Genomic DNA, 19,674 nt, shown 5'->3' with positions numbered 1-19,674 from the left:
TTATACTGAAACAAGGATATCGCCCGTGGCGACGGAGCCGCCTTTAGCGATCGGAAGTGATTCGACCGGTTCACCGGCGGCGACCACGTCGGTCTCCATCGTCTCGGCGACCGTTCTGACGCCGAATTCCTCGTGCGCCGCCGTCACGCACACTGCAATTTCGCCGCGGTTTGCGACGAGGCCGTTCTCGAACATCTCAGTAGGATTTTGGAAAGCCGAGCCGCTGGCTGATGTGGTTGTACGCCATCTGCTGAGAGACCGGGGCCAGGCGCGTGAGGTTGATCTCGCGCCACCAGCGCTCGATGTCGTACTCCGTGGCGTAGCCCCAGCCGCCGAAGGCCTGCATCGACTGCTTGACCGCTTCGATGCCGGCGCTGACGGCCGTCGCCTTCGCGACGTTGGTCTCGTAGCCACAGTCCTCGCCGCGGTCGTAGAGCCAGGCTGCCTTCTCGCGCATCAGCGCGGCCGCCTCCATCCGCGCGTAGGCCTTCGTGATGGGGAACGAGACGGCCTGGTGGCTCCCGATCGGGGAACCGAATACCTCGCGGTCGCTGGCGTACTCGACGGCGGTATCGGCGGCCAGTTTCCCGATCCCCGTTCCGGCCGCGGCGAAGCCGATGCGCTCGGGGTTTAGCATGTCGACGAGCGCCCACCAGCCCTCGTCTTCCTCGCCCAGTAGGTTCTCTTCGGGCACTCGAACGTCCTCGAGGAAGACCTCGCAGGACTTCGAGTAGTTGATGCCGTGTTTGGGAATGGGCGAGACGTCGATGCCGGGGTTGTCCATGTCGACGATGAACAGGCTGATGCCGTCGGTGCCGTGATCGACCTCCGCTAAGGGGGTCGTGCGGGTGACGATGATCATGTCGTCCGCCCGGTCCGAGAACGTGATCCACGCCTTCTGGCCGTTGAGGACGTACTCGTCGCCGTCCCGCTCGGCGCGCGTCGCGACGTTTAGCGTGTTCGTCCCGGCCTCCGGTTCGGTGATCCCGATGGAGAGGTTCCGCTCGCCGTTCGCGATGTCGGGGAGGTAGGTCTCCTTCTGGGCCTCGGTGCCGTTCTCGCGGATACCAACGGCGGCCATGCCCGCGGTGAGCACCAGATACCAGGTGCCGGCCATGCCACAGCCCTCGGCGCAGAGCGTCTCCATCGCCAGTCCCATCTCCTGCATCCCCATACCGGCCCCGTCGTACGTCTCAGGGACCAGCAGGCCGTGGAAGCCGGCCTCCGCCAGCTCGTCCCAGAATCCCTGGGCGAACTCGCCGTTCTCCTCTTTCTCTCGCCAGTACTCCGGTCCGTATTCGGCCGCGACCGACGCCGCGGTCGATCGGATCATCGCACGTTCGTCCGTGGACTCGAAATTCATCGTGTGGTGTGTCGGATCGGTGTTTGGAGCCGGGTCGTCTCGAGCGCCGTCGCTTACGGCGACGCCTCGGTCTCTGCTTCCGCCTCATCCTGAAGCTCCGTCCGGCGGATCTTTCCGGTGACCGTCTTCGGCAGTTCGTCCCGAAACTCGAGCTCACGGGGGTACTCGTGGGCCGACAGCTCGTCCCTGACGTGGTTCTTGATGTCCTCCTCGAGGTCGGCGGAGGGCGTCGCGCCCTCGCTGGGGACGATGTAGGCCTTCACGATGTTCCCCCGCTCCGCGTGCGGTTTGGGCACGACGGCCGCCTCGGTGACGGCCTCGTGTTCGCCCAGCGAACTCTCGACCTCGAACGGGCCGATCCGGTAGCCCGAAGAGAGGATGACGTCGTCGGCCCGCCCCTCGAACCAGACGTAGCCGTCCTCGTCCTTGTGCGCGAGGTCGCCCGAGAGGTACCACTCGCCCGCTGGACCGTCGACGAAACACGACGCGGTCTTCTCGGGCTCGTTCCAGTACCCGGCGAAAAAGCAGGGGTAGTCCCCCCGTTGGGCGATTTCCCCGGTCTCGCCGGGCTCGAGCACCTCGCCCGTGTCGGGGTCGACGATGTCGGCCTCGATTCCGGGGAGGGGCTTGCCCATCGATCCGGGTCGGACCGCCATCGTCGGGTAGTTGTTGATAATCATGTTGCCGGTCTCCGTCTGGCCGTACGTGTCGAGGATGGTGACGCCGAGTTCGGCCTCGCCCCACTCGACGACGCCGGCGCTGAGCGGCTCGCCGATCGACAGCGCGTGGCGCAGGTCGAGGTCGACGCCCTCCAGCACGTCCGCCTTCTCTCGGAGCATCCGGTAGGCCGTCGGGACCGAGAACAGGACGGTGATCGGGTAGTCGTCGAGCAAGTTGGCCCACTCTGCCGGGTCGAACTCGCCCTCGTAGGTGAACAGCGAGGCACCCCAGAACCAGGCCCCGAGCGTGTTGATCGCCCCCGTCAGCCAGCCCAGATCGCCGGTGCTCCAGTAGAGGTCGCCGGGCTGGAGGTCGACGGCGTACTTCTGGGTCGCGGCGACACCGGCCACCCACCGGTGCTTGTGTAGGACGCCCTTCGCCGGTCCGGTCGTCCCCGACGTGTAGTACAGCAGCGCGTCGTCCTCACCGCCGGTTTCGGCAGCGTCGTATGCCGTGTTCGCACCGTCGAGCGCCATCGTGAACGCAATATCGTCGACGGGCGCACCGCCGCCGCGGTCGACGGTGATAACGTGTTCGACCGACGGCGCATCCTCGAGCGCGTCATCGACGGTGTCGCGGTTGTCGGTCGTGGTCACGACGACCTTCGCGCCGCAGTCGTCGAGCCGGTAGGAGATGCCATCCGGGCCGAAGCGCTCGTTGACGCTGCCCCAGACGGCACCTCGCTTGAGCGTTCCGACCAGCGCCACGTAGTGCTCTGGAATCCGCGGCATGTACGAGAACACTCGATCCCCCTGTTCGACGCCCAACTCCTCGAGGACGTTCGCGAACTGGCTCGAGCGATCGGCAAGTTCCCAGAAGGGCAGTTTCGTGAGTTCCCCGTCGGTGTCGACCTGGTAGAGCGCGACCGTCTCGCGCTCGGTGGCGTGTCGGTCGGCGACCTCGTGTGCGATGTTGAGCTCCGTCGGTGCGTCCCAATCGGCCTCCGCGTAGATGTCGTCCCACGAGAACCCCCTCCGTTCGGCCTCGTAGTCGGACAGATTGTGACTTGATACCATACATGAGGTTGGATTCCGTTGCCATATATAACGGTAGCGGTAAATTCTGCGACAGAAGCAGACAGATATTGGATAGAACTGTGAACGAAAGTAGTGTTGTAGCTGCTAATGCGTACAGAAACGCTTCCGGTTTTGGTAGATATTTTTCTAGATATATCTGCTTCGGTATCTGTGCTGCCGTTTCTGTCTTTTAGCTACCGTCCCGACCGCCGTCTTCGGCCGTCGCATCGTGACGTGCGGTCTATAGTTCTCTGGCGGCGTCGCGGCCGATAACTCGCGGGTCTGTGGTACGGCCTGCCGACGAACGACCTCGTTCGTCACTCCTCGAGGTATGCTTACGCATGCCACGAAAAGAGCTACCCTCGACGATCCGGTCGCTGTACTCGTGACCGTATCCGAAGGTTCCGGGCTCGAAGAGACGGTCGTCGAAGTCGAGTTCGAGGTAACCGATCCCCAATACCCGCTCGTCGCGCTCTCCGCGGAGACGGGCTGCGAGGCGACACTCGTTCAGCTCCTCCCGCGAAGCGACGGGGAATACACGGTGTTTCAGCGGATCATCGGGGCACCGCCCGAGCGCATCCTCGAGTTCGCGCGCGGCTACGACGACTTCGAGGCGCGCGTCGTGAGTGCGACCGACGAGAGCGCCATCGTCGAGTTTCGAATCGGCAGTGACGGCGAGTTTTTCACGACCAACTTAACCGATGCCGGTGCGATCCCGACGCAACTGGAAAGCGCTGACGGTGTCGCACACATCGTCGCCGAAATCCCGTCGACGTATTCGGCATCCGATGTCATTTCTCACTTTCAAGACGCATATCCCTCGATGACGGTTCTCGCTCGCCGGCAACGGGCGTATCCCGTCTCGCTCTTCCAGCGTCAAGACCTCCGTGACGCGATCACCCGCCTCCTCACACCGCGTCAACACGAAGCTCTCATGCTCGCGTTTGCAAACGGCTACTACGACTGGCCCAGGGACCACTCAGGCGAGGAACTCGCGGCCGAACTCGGCGTCTCGTACGCGACGTTCTCGGAACACCTTCGAAAGGCCGAGCACAAGCTTCTCTCGCTGATTTTTACCGGCGAGTGACGCGTACCCTCGTTGCCTCGCTACTCGACTTAGCGGAGGAGACGTTGACCCACCGGTGCAGGGTCGATCCTGCTACTCCCGTGTTTCGCTCTCCTCTTCGACGCGCGCTGCGTGGTCCTCGAGGTCGGCCGCGATCGTTCGTGCTTGCTCGGGCGTCAACTCGAGTTCCTCCATATGAGCGGGCAGATGTTCTTCCGTCATGTTGTCCAGTTCGAACTGTAACCGGACGCAGTCGGGATCCGTCTTCTCCGTCGTTGCGTTGACGACCGCAACTGATTCCGTCTCGAAGTCGTGGCCCTTCGCGACGGCGTCGACGAGATCGAGCGTCGTGTACGCGTTGACCGTCATCAAGCGATCAGCCATGTGTCTTCGGAGGAAGCGAACGCACTTAGGCTACCCGAGTTCCTGACCGTGTCGTTCCGCCGGTGACGGCGGGAAGCGGGTAGAGATAAACCGACTTCCAGTGGCCGGTCTCAGTCGTCGGACGTGATCGGAGTGCCGTCAGCCCGTGCGGGTGCGGGGCTCGCGTCGAGGTCGTCGTCCTCGGCGTAGGGGTACCAGGTGCGCTTCGTGTTGTGCATATACGGATCCTCGTAGTCCGTCTCTTCGGGTTCGACCAGCGCGGCGAGTTCGTCGTCATCGCGCTCGCGGACGAACTCCCGGAAGCTCTCCTCGCCGTCGCGCTCGGCGGCGAAGTTCTCGAGTAAGTTCGCGATCGCTCCGGGGACTTCGTCCGCCGGAACGCGTTCGGTGACCCAGGAGGCGAACTGCGGGTGCTCTCCGAGTCCGCCACCGAGCCCGATGTCGAGTGCCTCGACCGGTTCCCCGTTTTTGCGCGTCTTCATCCCGCGCAGAGAGACGTCGGCAATCTGGGGCTGGGCACAGGAGGCCGTACAGCCAGAGAGGTGGATGTGGAAGTCCTCGACGCCGTCGGGAAGGTCGACGTTGGCTTTGAGCCACCGGGCGAATCGGACCTGCCGGTTTTTCGTCTCGACGATCGAGAGCGAACAGAATTCGGTCCCGGTACAGGCGATCGAACCGCGCTGGAACGGATGCGGATCGGGGCTGTACTCCTCGAAGACCGGTTCCTCGAGCAGGTCGTCGAGGTTCGTTTCGGAAACGTCCGTGAGGATAATGTTCTGTCGCTGCGTCAACCGCACTTCGCCGGATGCGTGAGCCTCGGCCGCGTCGGCGATCTCGTAGGCGTCGTCGATCCCGATTCGGCCGACGAGGACGTTCAGACCGACGTAGTAGTTCCCGTCGACCTGCTCGTGGACGCCGACGTGGTCGTGTTTCCCGTCGGCGTCGCCGGCGTTGTACGAGTACGACTCTCGGAGGTCGTCGCCGGCCGTCTCGAGTTCGAAGTCGACGTAGTCCTCTTGGAGGGTCTCGCGGACCGTGTCGGGGCCCCACTCGTCGACGAGGAACTTGATTCGCGCGTTGTAGCGGTCGTCGCGGTCGCCGTGGTCCCGGAACAGCGCGGAGAGCCCGCCCGCGACGTCGACGGCCTGCGTCGGCGTGACGAAGACGTCGATATTTCGTGCGAACCGCGGTTCGTTCCGCGAGAGCCCGCCTCCGACGCGAACGTTGTAGCCGGTCACCGTCTCCCCGTCGATCTCCTTTTCAGCGGGTTCAAACGAGAGGTCGTTGATATCGCCCTGCCCACAGCCCTCGTCACAGCCGGTCACCGACACCTTCCACTTCCGCGGCAGGTTCGAGTGCGCCTCGTTCTGCTTGAACGTGTCGTGGAGCTCGGTCGCGAGCGCACCGGCGTCGATGTGCTCGTGTTTGTCCTTGCCGGCGACCGGGCAGCCGACGATGTTCCGCCACGAATCGCCACAGGCCTGAACCGTCGAGAGGCCGGCGTCTTCGAGGCGATCGAAGATTTCGGGCACGTCCTCGAGTCGAATCCAGTGGAGTTGGATCGCTTGGCGGGTGGTCACGTCGATCCAGCCGTTGCCGAACTCGGGGTTGGCGGCGGGTCCGCGAGAGAATTCGTCCGCGATCTCGACGATCCGCCGGAACTGTCCCGGTTCGAGAACGCCGCCTGACGGCCCGATCCGCATCATGAAATACGACTCCTGGCCGGCCCGCTGGTGATACAGCCCGAACCATTTAAACCGCTCGAACCAGGCGTCCCGTTCGTCTTCGGGAATTGACTCCCATCCCTCCTCGGCGAAGCGTTCGATCTCGGCGCGAATATCCGTTCCGTAGAGTTCGTCCTTCCACTGCTCGACGTCGCTAGGCATTGGATCCGTTTTATGGCGGGCGTATATAAGCCTCCCCGTATCTCGTCAGTTCTCCCCGGTACTCGTCGGCACCGGCCACTGTTGCCACTATCGATCAGGTGGTCTCGCCGTCGGGCTCACTGCGCCATTGGACGCCGGCCGGGTCATACGGGCGGAACTCACCGTTAACGATGCGGCCGACGGGGAGCCGATCGATCGATTCTCGCGTGCCACACTCGAGACACTGGCCGACGGCGGACGCGACGACTACCGAGCCGTCGACGTCGACGTCAATAAACGCTTCTAAGAGGACGTAGGCGGGTTCGCAGTCACAGAACACGCCATGGGAGAGAGTCCAGACGTCGCTGACGCTCACCTGGCGGCTATCGTTGACGCTGATCCACGCGCCGTCGTCGAGCGTTCGCAGGGCGATCGGCATACGGCCGGTTTGCCTGCGATGGTCCTTCATCCATCGTCCCATGCAAACCTTACCGATGCAGCCGACGGTCCCCGTCGTCGGTGGCCGCCGATAATGTTGGTTTCTGAACACTTGGTCGACGGTTACCTGTCTTTGTAAGAGTGATAACTCTCATCCATCGGGCGGGTATACAACTCGACAACGTGGTCGTCTGGGTCCTTAAAGTACAGTGACTGGTAGGGCGCTTCAGCCTCATAATCTCGTTTTGTCACGGCGATATCTGCCTGTTCAAGGAATTCGTATGCAGTGTCAAATTCGTTCTCCTCAACGTAGAGGGCGAAATGGACGTGGTCGCCACCTTCATCATACAACGCGGAATCGGGCCAGTCAGTAACCGGCCGCGCTTTGCGTTTCTCGTCTTCACCGGAAAACTCGCGAGGTAGCCATAGGCCGAGACGAGTATTCCCCCCGACATAGATCCACGTTGCCCGAACCTCGTCTCCAGAGACCGATCCTGTAAATTGCCCATCAGTGTCCCCCCACTGGTCAACAATGGGGAATCCGAGCGTCTCTGACCAAAATGAAACAGCCCGATCCATGTCCGCAACTTCAAGGACGAGTTCAGAAACGCCCTGCACTGGGAGCGTCATGCTATTCCTCTACTACGGGCGTCATCGAAAGTTATGCGGTGTGACCCTCTCTGAGCGATATCTCTTTCACTGTAAGCGCAATCCCCCTTTCAGTCCTCGATTTGAATGCTATCCAACCCTACTCGTGAACGGAAACGGAGAGAGTGTAGCCAATCTGAGGACTTCTCTGCAACTAGTTGACTGCTAGCGCAACCTGTCTACTAGATTTACAGATCGATGGACGTATTCGGACGCCCTGCTATCAATTCGCCGATCGGGGGCATACTGTCGACGTACGGGCGTCGATTGCAATGAGCGGCTACCGCCAGTACTCTCTGACACCACGGCCGATACCTCCGTCGCCCGACTCCCTCGATAAGGTGGGTTGCCCCCTGAAAGTCCAGCAGCTGAATCATCGGGTGATCGACATCTCACGCGACCACTCCGACGATAATTGCCGTGAGAAGGAGGTTCGCGAACGAGATGACGAGCAGCCCTTTCCAGCCGATCGCGATGACTTGATCGATACGTAAGCGAGGAATCGACACTCGAGCCCATTGGGTGAACAGGAAGTAGGCCCACACCTTTGCGAAGAACCAGACGATGCCGGGAACGAACTCGAGCGTCGAGATCGGAGCAGTCGGCCCTCCGAGGAAGATCGTGGCGATGATCGCTCCGCCGAGAAATATATGGAGGAACTCTCCGAGATAGAGCAGTACGAAGAGGACGCCGGAATACTCCGTCATATACCCTGCTACGATCTCGGTCGGCGCCTCAGCGGTGTCGAACGGGTTCCGTCCGACTTCTGATAAACTGGTGACTAGAAACAGCACGAATGCAAGCGGATTGACGAACCCGTACCACGACGGGACCGTCACGTTAGCGACCGTGAGGAGTGGGTGGGTCTGAGCGGCAACGATCTCGCTCATTCGGAGCGTCCCGGTAAAGAGCACTACAGACACCCCCGTAACTACGAGGGGGATCTCGTAGGCGATGTTCATGGCCACGGCCCGCAGTGCCCCCATCATGGAATACTTGTTGTTTGAGGCGTAGCCACCCATCACGAGCGCGATCGACGCGATTGACGCCACGGCAAAGACGAATACGAGCCCGGTCTCCGGATCGGCGAGTTGGAGGCCGTTCCCTATTGGGATCACGGCGAATCCGAGGATCGCGACCGCGGGGAGGAGGATCGGCGCGAGGTCGAAAGCCGGCCGGTCGGCTCCCTTCGGAATTATAATCTCCTTCGAGAGGAATCGGATCGCGTCTGCGACGATGATAAGCAGGCCGTAGGGGCCGATGCGGTTCGGGCCGATTTTGCCCCAGAAGACCGCCGTGATCTTTCGCTTTGCCCACGGTCCAGCGATGGCCACCTGTACGAGGAGGATGTTCGCGATTAGCAACCCGCCGATGAGCGCCACGAGGAACTGCTCGACCGGCCCCGATGTCGGACCAAAGCCTAGCATCTCCGTGACGCCATTAACAAGCCCCATTGGTCATTTCTCCGCACCCAGAGGCGATGAACGTGCTGCCGGTGATCCACGGATAGTTATAGTCAGCGACAGCAAGACGGCGTCTCATCGCTAGTACATGCGCTACGTCACCGTCGTAGCCTATCCCGACGAAGAGAATCACCGTCGGTTTTTCGTCATTACGAGACGGCTTTGCCGTTCGGACGACCCTGGAGTACTCAGTCCGTCCCGCCTATAGAGACAGACACCCCTCTATCGATGTGTTCTGCTTGCCAAGGGGGAGGGAGAGATCGGTACCGACAGCGAAGACCTGCGGCACACCCTCGAACCGTAGAAAGCAGTAGAGAAAAGCATTAGGCAAGCACAATAGGAACGCACCGCCGATAGATAAGCCCTAGAGTAGTCACTGAAACGATTCACATACCGATCGCAACGCCATCCTGCGGTCAGGTGTGCAGTGACGTTCAGTGGCTACTATAGCTTACGTTACTTCTTCTAACTTTCTAGACTAGACACCCACACCCCTCTATCGATGTGTTCGATGTGTTTCGATCGAATTACTCGGCTCGCTTGATCGTTTATGATTCAATATCTCCCTCATGCGCGTCGCCGGCGAGCTCGCAGAGCGCGAAGGTAACGAAAACGTCCGCGAGGAACACGTTCGCGAGGCGCAGGACAAAGTGGAGAAGAATCGGGTTCTCGAAGTCGTCCGCGGCATTAGCACACAGAAGAAGCTCTGTCTCTATGCGACGGCGTCCGTCGCCGCCGAGACGGACACCGAATCCGCTCGTAGCACGACGGGATACCGAGTCTATCAGTTCCTCACGGACGCGATCGACGCCGAGCAGTACCATCAGGAAACCTACGTCAACAAGATGAAAGAGATGACGACGTACTCGCTCGTCGATTTCGAGCGCCGGAGCCACGGACCGAGTTCCGGAATGTTCCTCGAGTTCCAGTTCGGTGAGCGACCCAACACGATCCTCGAGACCCTTCGCGAAGATTCGCGTCTCAGTATGTCTCTCCAGACGAAGTCGCGACCGTCGTCAGAGCGCAGGTTCGAAACGAGAATTGAGGGCTGACCGATCCTCGTCGGGTCTCTGTTCGGTCATCGACACACCTTTATCGATGTGTGATCTGCCGTCACAGCGCTTTCAGGCAATCATTTACGGTGTCTCCGACTCCTTTATTGAATTGATCTGGTTCATCATCCGTTCGTACGATGCCGTCTGTCCGATCGGAACCGATGATCTCTGACGGGCGGCCGACCACACACCTCTATCGAAGTGTTCGCCGATGCGCGTTCGGCTTGCGTGGGTGGGGTCCACCACCAGTCTTAGTCATGTGTATATCCTACACATAGCTATGATGTCTGAGGAGAAAACCCGGGTTAATTTCAACGCCCCCGCTTCGCTCGTAGACCAAGCGGATGTAGTTGCTGACCTTCTCGATGTCTCTCGGACGCAACTCCTCATCGAGGCGCTTCAGGACGAAATTGAAGAACTCGCCACCGATGACGGATTCCGGCGGATGATCAGTGACGCATACTATTCCAGCGAGATTGACTTCGAGACCGTCGAATCGATCCTCGGTACAGAAGAAGCGATGCGGATGAAACTCTTGCGAGCCTCACTGAACCGCGATCCACCCGAACCACAAATCGAGAGCGAACTTCCACCACCAGCGGAATTTTACGACGGTGACGTTTCCGAGTGGACTCCTAACGACGACACAGACGGGACGGAGTCACGCACATAGCGATGGGTGAACAGGCCGCCATCGTCGTCGATACGAATGTTCTCCTCAATCTTGCAACACCGGTAGTTGACGGACGATCTCAGGCTCCGACTGGTGAAGACCCACTCAAAGCGGTGCTAACAGGATACGACGTCCACGTCCCGTCGAGTGTCCTTGGCGAAGTAAGTGAGGCACAGGGAAGCGACGATCTCCTTTCGGCAGCTGCGGATCTAGTTTTCCAAGCGTCGCATCATCTCACCACTCATGATGTCGCTGCCGAAATTGACGATTCACTCGCCTTCGGTCTTGATCGGGGTGAATCACACGGAATTTGGCTCACAAACGAGCTTTCCGCTGCGATGTTCGTCACGGACGAATTCAACACAACGAACTATCTCTTCGTTTCCTTGGCATTAGATGACCGAAACGTCTTATTCACGACCCTACATATTCTGTGCGTACTGGCCGATCGCGGACTATTCTCTCCCCAGTATGTAGACGCTGCATTGACGTATTATGTCGAGACGAAACAGTGGGATCGGCAGTACGTAGATCAACTACGAAACACCTATCTCACCGGGTGAACCGCTCGGGGTCAAGCCCCGTGGCATTCGCCTCGACAGCCTGTAAACCGGTCTTAATGGCACTGTTTAGTTGGGGCAGTTTGAGAAGTGAACAGATCGTTTAGTGAATCGGACTATAACGGTCGTAGATCTGCTCAGCGAGAGCTATGCGGCGGATCTAGCGCTTTCCGTAGCCGTCGAATCGCTGTAGGACTCGATCGACGACAAGGACGGTGCCACCGATAACGAACCAGAGGGCCGGGACGACCGCGAGCAACACGACCCAGTGAGGCACCGGCGTCGGGTTCCCCGGTGGAGCGCCGTGTAGCGGTCCTGCCTGTAGTCTCCCCGCGGTCACCGCGAGTATCCATAGGCTCACTCCGATATGGTTCGCTCGAGGATACGAGGACGCTTTACGCATGGTCGTCCGTATTACCGCTTCTCGCTCGTATCCCGGTTCTATAGACGTAGTAGCCGGCAATGATGAACAGGAGACTGACCGCGATCCAGTGGGGGTTGTATTCTCCACCGAACGACAGGGGCCGACCGCCCGACCCGACGGGCTGGTGGAGCCCGAAGAGCGCGTGATCGACGACGGCGTCGTACACGTTGAAGACCCCGAGGCCGATGAGGGCAGTGCCGGCCAGCGGCCGGACGGCAAGCGGAACGGCGGTCCGGCGTTCGGACTGCCAGAGGAGACCGGCTCCGACGCCCATGATCAGTAACATCCCGACCGAGAACAGGCCGTCAGCGAGGATGTTCGTCCGGAGGCCGTCCAGCGTGTTCATCGGGTAGATCCCGGAGACGAGGTGATGCCACTGGAGGATATGGTGTAACACGAGTACGTCGATCAGCCCGCTAAACCCGAATCCGAACACTCCCGCCGCCAGCAGGGCGCGTCGAGTCACTCTCGGACGAGTACGCGCCGCCGCCTGATCCATCATATTAATGGGGTTCGCGCCCAATACGGAAAGTTCCGAGTAACGACGTTCGTGAACGTGTTCGCCGCTGACCGGTCTCCGGACTACCCGCCGTCTGTTCGAAAGAGAAGACGAGACAGTAACGATCGACATTCCAAATCGTGATTTGACGAGTCCCGACCGGTAGCGATACGGGCAGTTCGGACGAGGTTCGGATATCAGATTCACCTACGTGCTACACTGGCAGTCTACGATTTGTTTCGCGCGCGACCGAATACGCCGCGTGATCGAGCGAGTCTCGAGGGGGACAGCGACGGTCCGGTATCTCGATAACGTATACGTATATCTCAGTAGGATAGCCCTGTGATCCACTGCACCAATATTGTGAGAATGGCCCAAAACTGTTAATACCGTCTCCGGACTACGGTCTCTCGAAGAGGAAGCCATGATCAACCCACGATCGTACAAAACCAGCAGGGAGAATCGATGATCGGTAGCGGAACTATTGCCACTGTCGTCGATGCGGCCGGGCTCATCGGAACGGTGTTCATCGAGGCGATTGCGCTATACGTCGGTTACGGTGCACTCGAGCAGTCGATCGGACGACGAATGGTCGACAGAATCAGGAGTGAGTGAGATGGAGGTATTCGGACTCAGCCTCGTGCTGATCGCGCTGTTCGTCGGGTTCGGCCTTCTCATCGGAATTCTGTTCGGATTCTTCGGGATGGGGGGTTCGTTCCTCGTTACACCCGCACTGCTCGTCATGGGATATCCGTCGAGAATCGCCGTTGGAAGTGGACTGGCGTTTGTGTTCGGGACGAGCGTTATTGGTGCGCTCCGCCACCGCGAACACGGACAGGTGGATTACAAGCTCGCGGCTATCATGACGGCGGCCATGACCATCGGTATTGAGGGCGGGAAGCACGTCGTCTTCTTCCTCGATGCGACCGGTCGGGCCGATCTCATCATCAGCGTTGCGTACGTCGGCCTCCTCGGCGTCGTCGGCCTATTCACTCTGCGTGACGCATGGACGAGCGACGACACTGCCGACGCGAATAGCCAAGGCCTCGCAGAACGGGTCCAATCACTTCGTGTTCCCCCGATGGTCACGCTGCGCGGCGACGTCCGTGTGTCCGCGACCCTCATCTTCGCCATCGGACTCGTCGTCGGCGTTCTGTCCGGATTCCTCGGCGTCGGTGGCGGATTCCTCCTGATGCCGGCGATGATGTACGGACTCGGCGTTCCCGCCGCCATCGCTGTGGGTACGGACATCCTCCAGATCACGATCTCCGGTGCGTTCGGTGCGTTCGTCTACGCCCAGTCCGGCGCAGTCGCGCTACCCGTCGTCGGGTCGTTGCTCTTCGGGAGCGCGCTCGGCGCTCGGATCGGTGCCAGTGCGACGCAACTCGTCGACGAGGGCGAGATCAAGGGGTACTTCGCGATGATGCTTCTCGCAGGGAGCGTCGCGGTTGCGACGAAGGAACTCGGCACTGCATACGGGATCGACGTGCTCAGTACAGTGAGTATCGCACTCATCATCGGTGCGACGATACTCGTCAGCGGCGCGGTCGTTCTCGCTGCCGTCTGTCGACTCCGTCGCGACAGTGCTGGTCCTCTCTGCCGGTTGACTACGACGTGATCGCCGAACCCGATTGCGCTGCGAACCCCTTCTCTTCAGACTCTGAACCGAGTATCCGTCGTCAGAAACGGAAGCGGTCGGTCAAGATTGTGTGACATCTGCACAAATCTTTTAACTGCGTGGCCCCTACCTGACGTTGATTCCAATGCCAGATTCGATGTCTGAACAACTTCAGCAAGATATGCAGTGTGAAGGTCTCCTCGAGTGTTTCCACGGTCTCAAACAACTCGACAAGGAGTGCTTTCAGGCCCTCGTCGACGCCGAAGAGCCGATGACCGTCGACGAGATCGCTGAGACCGTCGACCGAGAGCGCTCGACCGCATATCGGTCCGTCCAGCGGCTCTTACAGACCGGCTTCATTCAGAAAGACCAGATCAACTACGACCAGGGTGGCTACTATCACGTGTACTACCCGACCGATCCGTCCCAGATCGCAAACGACATGCAGCGGATGTTGAACGATTGGTACGCGAAGATGGGACAGCTCATCCAGGAATTCGAAACCAAATACGAACAGGCCGAGACGGCGACGACGCCGGTCGAAAGCTAACGTCGCACAGTACAACGTGTCTTCATCTCTTGCCGTGCTCGATTCGTCACTTTGACTCGTCTTTCGAAACAGAGTCACGAATTCGTGACTGGGTAGTAGCTGTTTTGCGAGCCGCGACGAACAGTCGTACTCGGACTCGAGTTCGGTCTCGGACGTGACCGATTGTCTTCACCGTGGCGAATCACGCAGATCTGTACTCCAACAGGTGAGGGACAGTCAGCGAACGTGCCTCAATGGATACAATATGTGTAGTAGGTCAAATAGTAGAAATAGGTGTGATGGGCATAATAGGCACAATAGATACAATAGGTTGAATAGCTTGGTCAGGACGAGTAGCTGCAATAGATCCAGGAGTTTGCTGAGGTGCAACAGGTCCGGTAGGCGATGTCGACTATGTCCGGTCGGAAGTTACGGTAGTTAGCGTAGTTGTACTGGGTGCAGTATCTACAATAGGTACCTTTCTCGCTTCACCTACTTTGCCTGCCCTGGCTATTGTGGGTATAGTAGCTATCCCACCTGTTCCAGCTATTCTACCTATTGCACCTCCTCCACCTATTGGTCCTGCAAAAGGTAGAATTAAGGTCGAGCACCAAAATACATTCTCCAGCGGCTGAAATAGGATATATCGGAACAATAGGTCCCTATTTCAATTCACCACACAGAGAGCATTCATCTATGAACGACACAACGACCGAGCCACGCGCCGTCAGCGTGGTCATCCTGAAAGGTGGCGTCGGCAAATCAACGACTTCGATGAATCTCGCGCGCCAACTCGCCGAGCGCGGCCGAACTCTCTTCGCCGACCTCGATCCGAACGGACACGCGACGAACGGGCTCGGCTTTGAGGCCGCATATCACGGCGACGTCAACCTCGGCGATGTCATTCTCGAGGGCGACGCGACGCCACACGATTTGATTCGATCGACGGAACACGGGTTCGATCTCCTGCCGTCGTCGAACACGCTCGAGGATGTAGAAAAGGATCTCGCGGGCGCGATGCAAGGATCGGCACGGATCAAATCGAAAATCGTCGACCCGCTGTTGGGAAGCGAGTACGATTTCGTCGTGTTCGACTGCCCGGCGTACCCGGGGATGCTCAACAATAATGCGCTCGTCGCGACGGGGAACGTCGTCATCCCGATCGAACCCGGCTCGAGTGCGATCGGCGGCTACAAGCGAACGATGGAACGACTCATCGAACCGGCCCGGGAGTACATCGATGTTGACGTTCTTGCTGTCGTGCCGAACAAACTCTCCGATCGGATCGACCAACAGACCGAGGATCGAGAGCTCCTCGAAAATCTAAACACTGCGACCTACGAGGTCAATCCCGGACAACCATTGCAGGAGGCGGTGCCGGACTTCGCCCGGATCACGGCCGAGGAGTTCGAGGCGATCGACGCCGGCGAAACGGAGCCGCCGAAGCCGGGTATCCGCCACCGGTCGGCGCTGTCGCGATCGCTGCAGGAGAATCAGCCGCTACAGGAGTACGCTCCGGAGAACGACCAGATTGCCTATTACGAGGAACTCGCCGGGATCGTGGCCGCCGGAGGGATCGAGCGATGAGCAATCCGTTCGACGACCTCAAAGACGATGACGAGACGGACGACGCGGACGCGCAGGCCGAGACAACGACTTCGGCTGGGACCGAGACTACGACAGCCGAGACCGAGGCTACGGCCGATACCGGCCCCGCGACAGAGATCGACGCGGAGCCCCATCCGGAGACCGACGAGAACCCATCGACAGCGGTTACGTCCGTCTCGAGTCCAAGTGAGGAATTGAGCCCGAAGTCGTCGGTCGCTTCTGATACCGCTGATGAGTCCGTTAGCGACACTGGCGACGACGGTGAGACCACCGACGAGACGGTGTCGCCCGCGGAGACGGGACCGGCGTTCGAATACAGCGAGGTCAAACAGAAGCCGTTCTACGCTCGCACCGAGACGGTAAACGAGTTCGAGAACGCGATCCGGACCTCGATCGTTCCGACGCTCGCCGAGGCTGGGGTGCTCGACGAAGAAAGCCGTGAGATTCACGACGCGATTCTTCGTCTCGCGAACGAACGACCCGAACGCGTCGCCGAACTCGTCCTCGAGGAACGGCGAAAGCGAGGCGATCAGTAGCGTCCTTCGTGCGGACTTAACCCACTGTGCCCGTCTGAGAGGAGCAGCCGGTCCGTGAGTGACTTGCACTGCCCGTCTCGATGCGAGTGTGTCTTGGACGTGCCGAATCAGGACGTCGACCGTGTTCTCTGCCGAAAACGCGCGCCGGGAGACCTCGTACCAGTCAACCCAGCTCGGATTGCGTCTCCGTCCGACTGTTCGAGATTTGTGGCACAGGAGAAACGATATAGCTGTTTGTTTTGATCTAACCGATATTTATTCGTTTACTATCGAATTCAGACACTACTTCTAATACCGACACATTCAGCGACGACTAGTCCGATTGGCTGTGTCTATCCCTTCAGTAAAACCACATCCTACTCGAGCGAAGCATTCACGTACGGTTCGAACCGGTCAGAGTTCGGCTTAGAACCCTTCGCTGGTTGCTACTCACTAAAATCGATGGCATCGCTGCCGTATTTCTCGTCGATTGTGATATTGAACGAAACTGTATCTGAAAGCAATACAGTGTCGATCGCGACGACGAACGACGGGTACCCAGAGCTGTATCGAACATATATTTGGTTTGGTGGGTGAATATAACTCTCTAACTTCCAATCTTTCTATACCTCCTTGAGAGGAAACCGTTAACGAGTTGCTCGAAACATCCATCTCCGCACGGCAGCGGTGCTTCTGAATCCGATCTCCCGTTCGTGAACAGGTTCCCTGGTAGTCACCCGCACGTTTATCAGATCCACGGAAGAATATGCCATCGACGACCATGACTGCTCTCTTTCGCCACACGAGCGGCGAATCCGACACTCGAGCGACCGTCCACCTCGATCCGTCAAGGCGGGGCGACGAGGTGGCTCCCGAACTGTATGCAAAGTTCGGCGAACACCTCTATACGCCTCGAAACGTTGCGAACGTCCTCGAGGCACAGGTGCTGTTCAACCCCACGTTCGGCGCTTGGAAGTTCGGACGCCAGCAGTACGGCCCGGACGGCGGCAATAGCACCGTCAGCGACCCAGACGAAGTCGCCGACCGGATCGAGACGTACGCCGAGACTCACGGCGTTCCGGACGCCGACCGCCTTCGGGCGGCATACCGAGATGGAACGGCGCTATGGTGGGTTCTCTACGGAGAGACGGAAGCGGTACGGACGAGCCCGGACATCGGACTGGCCGACGACCGCGCACAGCGGTTCGAGACCGGTTCGACGGACGGCCACGACGGACTCGCTCAGTGGTGTCACCTGCCGATCCACCGAACGACCGCCTTCGAGGGGACGGTGACGCTGTGCGCCGTCGAAGAGACGCCGGTGCGACTCGCGGTCCACGATGTCGACCGCACAGATGGGACGTTTGGGGACGTACTCGCGGAGGCCGTCGTCACCGCCCGCGAAGAGCACCGGTCCGTCTCGTTCTCGCTTGAGATCCCCGAGGCGGAACTCGAGGCGTCGGAGCGGCTGTTCGGGTTCAGCGTGACCACGCAGGCCACAGACGCGAACGTCGTTATCGACGAAGTGTGCTTGTATCCCGACGATCACGTCTCTACGGCCGATCCCGAGATCGTCGACTTACTGGCCGCGTTGAACCTCTCCGCGCTCCGGTGGCCCGGCGGAAACTTCGTCTCGGGGTACCACTGGCGAGACGGCGTGGGCCCGATCGAGGAGCGCCCGACACGGCCGAACCCGGCATGGGACGGCCTCGAGACGAATCTGTTTGGCACCGATGAGTTCGTCGCGCTTTGTGAGGCGGTGGGCTGTGAACCGATGATCTGTGTCAACGCTGGGAACGGAACCCCCGAGGAGGCGGCCCGTTGGGTCGAGTACTGTAACGGCTCGACCGACACCGAAATGGGTGCCCTTCGAGCCACCCACGGACACCCCGAGCCGTACGACGTCACCTACTGGGAAGTCGGGAACGAACTGTACGGCTCGTGGCAGATCGGCTGGACGACGCCGGCGGGCAACGCCGACCGATACCGACGGTTCACGGATGCGATGGAGGCCGTCGACGACTCGATCGAGGTGATGGCCTGCGGAAACCGCCACACCGACTGGAACGAACCGCTGCTCGCGGACCTCGAGGACGGCGACTGGCTCACCGATCACGTCCTCGTCGAGTGTCACGCCGATTCGGAGACCGATCCGGTCGAACTGTTCAACGCGCATTCGGGCTTTGCGAGCCAACTGCGCGGGGAGTACGAGGCGGTCGCGGCCGACTGCCGGGACGCTGGGCTCGAGGATGTCCGGCAGGCGATCACGGAACTACAGCTGTTCACCCGGTTCGACGAGCGCGAGGGCGACGGAACGAACGAGAGCGTGGCAGCGGGCGAGGAGATCGAGGACCACCGGCTGGGTCGAGAGACGCTCCCGACGAACAAGAGCATCACCGAGGCCGTCTTCGACGCCACGATCATCCACGAGTGTATCCGGAGCGGGACCGTCGACATGGTGACCCACTCCGGCATCGGAAACCACGGTGGCGGCCTTCGAAAATCGCGGGGGCGAGTCTGGGCCGATCCCTGTTACTACGGCCAGCAACTCGGCTCGGGACTCGTCGGCGGGACCCCGATCGGCGTCGACGTGACGTGTCACACCTTCTCGACGGAGACGACGTGGGGGGCGGACACGAGCCGGTGGTTCGGCGAACTCGAGCCCGTGACCGACGAACCGGCGATCGATGCGATGGCGGTGACCGACGCCGACGAGTATGATTTTGCGGTCGTACTCGTCCACCGCGACGCTGGGGCCGAGGCCATCGACGTGACGCTCTCGGGCGAGCCGCTGGAATCGCTCGACACGGTGACGGTCGATCGGCTCTCTGCGGAGACGATGTACGACACGAACACGCTCGAGGAGCCCGAGCGGATCACGCCCGTGACAGACAGCACGGCAGTCGACGACGGCACCGTCACGGTGGCGCTCCCGCCGTACTCGGTCCTCCGGCTGACCGGGGACCGTGATCGAACTGACAGCGAAGCCGACACGCCGTCAAACTACATCTCGTCGAAAAACGCGAACGGCTCCCAGCCGAAGTAGAGTCCCGCCGTCGCGATGACGATCATGACGGCCTGGATGGACAGCGCTAGGATCGACACGACGCGACCCGCCGATCCGGGCTCCTGAAACGGAACAAACACCAAAAGGACGATCGCCAGCGTCACGGTGATCGAGAGGAGCGCGCGAAAGACGGCTTCGCTCGTATCCATTATCCCTTTGTTTC

The 19,674-nt window shown here is 60.2% G+C and carries 20 protein-coding genes and 1 pseudogene; 10 read left to right on the top strand and 11 right to left on the bottom strand.

The features are described 5' to 3' along the window. Genes ACJ70B_RS20905 through ACJ70B_RS20895 form a run of 3 tightly spaced genes read right to left on the bottom strand, consistent with a single transcriptional unit; the run spans window position 1 to window position 3,099 of the window. Window positions 1–195: a hypothetical protein gene (locus ACJ70B_RS20905; RefSeq protein ID WP_408960715.1), complete on the bottom strand. Its 195-nt coding sequence runs from the start codon at window positions 193–195 to the stop codon at window positions 1–3. A 1-nt stretch (window position 196) separates the two neighbouring features. Next, complete coding sequence (locus ACJ70B_RS20900) at window positions 197–1,363, bottom strand: acyl-CoA dehydrogenase family protein (RefSeq protein ID WP_408960359.1); 1,167 nt, start codon at window positions 1,361–1,363, stop codon at window positions 197–199. 53 nt (window positions 1,364–1,416) lie between these two features. Then, a complete protein-coding gene (locus ACJ70B_RS20895; RefSeq protein WP_408960358.1) occupies window positions 1,417–3,099 on the bottom strand; it encodes an acyl-CoA synthetase in 1,683 nt (560 codons plus the stop codon). A 385-nt stretch (window positions 3,100–3,484) separates the two neighbouring features. Between ACJ70B_RS20895 and ACJ70B_RS20890 the strand changes: the two genes are divergently transcribed. Further along, window positions 3,485–4,186 (top strand): bacterio-opsin activator domain-containing protein, encoded by a 702-nt coding sequence (locus ACJ70B_RS20890; RefSeq protein ID WP_408960357.1) that lies wholly within the window; start codon window positions 3,485–3,487, stop codon window positions 4,184–4,186. A 72-nt stretch (window positions 4,187–4,258) separates the two neighbouring features. On the opposite strand, the gene ACJ70B_RS20885 is transcribed toward ACJ70B_RS20890, so the two are convergent. The 5 genes from ACJ70B_RS20885 to ACJ70B_RS20865 form a co-directional block, all read right to left on the bottom strand. After that, window positions 4,259–4,549: a DUF6360 family protein gene (locus ACJ70B_RS20885; RefSeq protein ID WP_408960356.1), complete on the bottom strand. Its 291-nt coding sequence runs from the start codon at window positions 4,547–4,549 to the stop codon at window positions 4,259–4,261. A 110-nt stretch (window positions 4,550–4,659) separates the two neighbouring features. Next, window positions 4,660–6,435 carry a nitrite/sulfite reductase gene (locus tag ACJ70B_RS20880; protein ID WP_408960355.1) on the bottom strand — a complete coding sequence of 592 codons (1,776 nt, stop codon included), beginning with the start codon at window positions 6,433–6,435 and terminating at the stop codon, window positions 4,660–4,662. Window positions 6,436–6,529: 94 nt separating this feature from the next. After that, window positions 6,530–6,853: a hypothetical protein gene (locus tag ACJ70B_RS20875; RefSeq protein WP_408960354.1), complete on the bottom strand. Its 324-nt coding sequence runs from the start codon at window positions 6,851–6,853 to the stop codon at window positions 6,530–6,532. Window positions 6,854–6,975: 122 nt separating this feature from the next. Beyond that, window positions 6,976–7,482, bottom strand: coding sequence for a VOC family protein (locus ACJ70B_RS20870; RefSeq protein WP_408960353.1), 507 nt, complete (start codon window positions 7,480–7,482; stop codon window positions 6,976–6,978). Between the two features lie 410 nt (window positions 7,483–7,892). Beyond that, window positions 7,893–8,927 (bottom strand): complex I subunit 1/NuoH family protein, encoded by a 1,035-nt coding sequence (locus ACJ70B_RS20865; RefSeq protein ID WP_408960711.1) that lies wholly within the window; start codon window positions 8,925–8,927, stop codon window positions 7,893–7,895. A gap of 596 nt (window positions 8,928–9,523) precedes the next feature. On the opposite strand from ACJ70B_RS20865, the pseudogene ACJ70B_RS20860 reads away from it, so the two are divergent. The 3 genes and pseudogenes from ACJ70B_RS20860 to ACJ70B_RS20850 all read left to right on the top strand — a co-directional run. Further along, window positions 9,524–10,008: pseudogene (locus ACJ70B_RS20860) on the top strand (cell division control protein Cdc6); the annotation flags it as partial. Between the two features lie 221 nt (window positions 10,009–10,229). After that, window positions 10,230–10,691, top strand: a complete 462-nt coding sequence (locus ACJ70B_RS20855; RefSeq protein ID WP_408960352.1) for a hypothetical protein — start codon at window positions 10,230–10,232, stop codon at window positions 10,689–10,691. 2 nt (window positions 10,692–10,693) lie between these two features. Further along, window positions 10,694–11,254, top strand: coding sequence for a hypothetical protein (locus tag ACJ70B_RS20850; protein ID WP_408960351.1), 561 nt, complete (start codon window positions 10,694–10,696; stop codon window positions 11,252–11,254). Between the two features lie 157 nt (window positions 11,255–11,411). On the opposite strand, the gene ACJ70B_RS20845 is transcribed toward ACJ70B_RS20850, so the two are convergent. Further along, window positions 11,412–11,591 (bottom strand): hypothetical protein, encoded by a 180-nt coding sequence (locus ACJ70B_RS20845; RefSeq protein ID WP_408960350.1) that lies wholly within the window; start codon window positions 11,589–11,591, stop codon window positions 11,412–11,414. A gap of 55 nt (window positions 11,592–11,646) precedes the next feature. Next, a complete protein-coding gene (locus ACJ70B_RS20840) occupies window positions 11,647–12,111 on the bottom strand; it encodes a DUF2243 domain-containing protein (RefSeq protein WP_408960710.1) in 465 nt (154 codons plus the stop codon). A gap of 528 nt (window positions 12,112–12,639) precedes the next feature. Here ACJ70B_RS20840 and ACJ70B_RS20835 point away from each other — a divergent pair. The 6 genes from ACJ70B_RS20835 to ACJ70B_RS20810 all read left to right on the top strand — a co-directional run bounded on the left by ACJ70B_RS20835 (window position 12,640) and on the right by ACJ70B_RS20810 (window position 19,490). Next, window positions 12,640–12,789: a hypothetical protein gene (locus ACJ70B_RS20835; protein ID WP_408960349.1), complete on the top strand. Its 150-nt coding sequence runs from the start codon at window positions 12,640–12,642 to the stop codon at window positions 12,787–12,789. A gap of 1 nt (window position 12,790) precedes the next feature. Next, complete coding sequence (locus tag ACJ70B_RS20830; RefSeq protein ID WP_408960348.1) at window positions 12,791–13,792, top strand: sulfite exporter TauE/SafE family protein; 1,002 nt, start codon at window positions 12,791–12,793, stop codon at window positions 13,790–13,792. 145 nt (window positions 13,793–13,937) lie between these two features. Continuing rightward, window positions 13,938–14,342 carry a helix-turn-helix domain-containing protein gene (locus ACJ70B_RS20825; protein ID WP_408960347.1) on the top strand — a complete coding sequence of 135 codons (405 nt, stop codon included), beginning with the start codon at window positions 13,938–13,940 and terminating at the stop codon, window positions 14,340–14,342. Window positions 14,343–15,017: 675 nt separating this feature from the next. Further along, window positions 15,018–15,908, top strand: a complete 891-nt coding sequence (locus ACJ70B_RS20820; RefSeq protein WP_408960346.1) for a ParA family protein — start codon at window positions 15,018–15,020, stop codon at window positions 15,906–15,908. Beyond that, the gene (locus ACJ70B_RS20815) at window positions 15,905–16,465 is read left to right on the top strand and encodes a hypothetical protein (protein ID WP_408960345.1); all 561 of its coding nucleotides are present in this window, start codon (window positions 15,905–15,907) and stop codon (window positions 16,463–16,465) included. The genes ACJ70B_RS20820 and ACJ70B_RS20815 overlap by 4 nt, the downstream gene beginning before the upstream one ends. Window positions 16,466–17,210: 745 nt before the next feature. Continuing rightward, complete coding sequence (locus ACJ70B_RS20810) at window positions 17,211–19,490, top strand: alpha-L-arabinofuranosidase C-terminal domain-containing protein (protein ID WP_408960344.1); 2,280 nt, start codon at window positions 17,211–17,213, stop codon at window positions 19,488–19,490. On the opposite strand, the gene ACJ70B_RS20805 is transcribed toward ACJ70B_RS20810, so the two are convergent. Beyond that, entirely contained in the window at window positions 19,448–19,660 is a 213-nt protein-coding gene (locus ACJ70B_RS20805) for a hypothetical protein (RefSeq protein WP_408960343.1), read from the bottom strand. The two genes, ACJ70B_RS20810 and ACJ70B_RS20805, sit on opposite strands and share 43 nt — an antisense overlap. Between the last annotated feature and the right edge of the window lie 14 nt (window positions 19,661–19,674).

Origin of the sequence: Natrinema sp. 74 (assembly GCF_046097095.1) — an archaeon.
GTDB lineage: Archaea > Halobacteriota > Halobacteria > Halobacteriales > Natrialbaceae > Natrinema.
Note: the sequence above shows the minus strand (reverse complement) of the source record. Positions and strands in the feature narration are given on the sequence as shown.

Excerpts from the sequence above, each read along its gene's own strand:
- ACJ70B_RS20850 (WP_408960351.1), top strand. The coding sequence starts at position 10,694 with ATGGGTGAACAGGCCGCCATCGTCGTCGATACGAATGTTCTCCTCAAT.
- ACJ70B_RS20805 (WP_408960343.1), bottom strand. The coding sequence starts at position 19,660 with ATGGATACGAGCGAAGCCGTCTTTCGCGCGCTCCTCTCGATCACCGTG.
- ACJ70B_RS20900 (WP_408960359.1), bottom strand. The coding sequence starts at position 1,363 with ATGAATTTCGAGTCCACGGACGAACGTGCGATGATCCGATCGACCGCG.
- ACJ70B_RS20855 (WP_408960352.1), top strand. The coding sequence starts at position 10,230 with ATGCGCGTTCGGCTTGCGTGGGTGGGGTCCACCACCAGTCTTAGTCAT.
- ACJ70B_RS20815 (WP_408960345.1), top strand. The coding sequence starts at position 15,905 with ATGAGCAATCCGTTCGACGACCTCAAAGACGATGACGAGACGGACGAC.
- ACJ70B_RS20825 (WP_408960347.1), top strand. The coding sequence starts at position 13,938 with ATGCCAGATTCGATGTCTGAACAACTTCAGCAAGATATGCAGTGTGAA.
- ACJ70B_RS20905 (WP_408960715.1), bottom strand. The coding sequence starts at position 195 with ATGTTCGAGAACGGCCTCGTCGCAAACCGCGGCGAAATTGCAGTGTGC.
- ACJ70B_RS20830 (WP_408960348.1), top strand. The coding sequence starts at position 12,791 with ATGGAGGTATTCGGACTCAGCCTCGTGCTGATCGCGCTGTTCGTCGGG.
- ACJ70B_RS20895 (WP_408960358.1), bottom strand. The coding sequence starts at position 3,099 with ATGGTATCAAGTCACAATCTGTCCGACTACGAGGCCGAACGGAGGGGG.
- ACJ70B_RS20810 (WP_408960344.1), top strand. The coding sequence starts at position 17,211 with ATGCCATCGACGACCATGACTGCTCTCTTTCGCCACACGAGCGGCGAA.
- ACJ70B_RS20820 (WP_408960346.1), top strand. The coding sequence starts at position 15,018 with ATGAACGACACAACGACCGAGCCACGCGCCGTCAGCGTGGTCATCCTG.
- ACJ70B_RS20835 (WP_408960349.1), top strand. The coding sequence starts at position 12,640 with ATGATCGGTAGCGGAACTATTGCCACTGTCGTCGATGCGGCCGGGCTC.
- ACJ70B_RS20865 (WP_408960711.1), bottom strand. The coding sequence starts at position 8,927 with ATGCTAGGCTTTGGTCCGACATCGGGGCCGGTCGAGCAGTTCCTCGTG.
- ACJ70B_RS20875 (WP_408960354.1), bottom strand. The coding sequence starts at position 6,853 with ATGCCGATCGCCCTGCGAACGCTCGACGACGGCGCGTGGATCAGCGTC.
- ACJ70B_RS20885 (WP_408960356.1), bottom strand. The coding sequence starts at position 4,549 with ATGGCTGATCGCTTGATGACGGTCAACGCGTACACGACGCTCGATCTC.
- ACJ70B_RS20880 (WP_408960355.1), bottom strand. The coding sequence starts at position 6,435 with ATGCCTAGCGACGTCGAGCAGTGGAAGGACGAACTCTACGGAACGGAT.
- ACJ70B_RS20870 (WP_408960353.1), bottom strand. The coding sequence starts at position 7,482 with ATGACGCTCCCAGTGCAGGGCGTTTCTGAACTCGTCCTTGAAGTTGCG.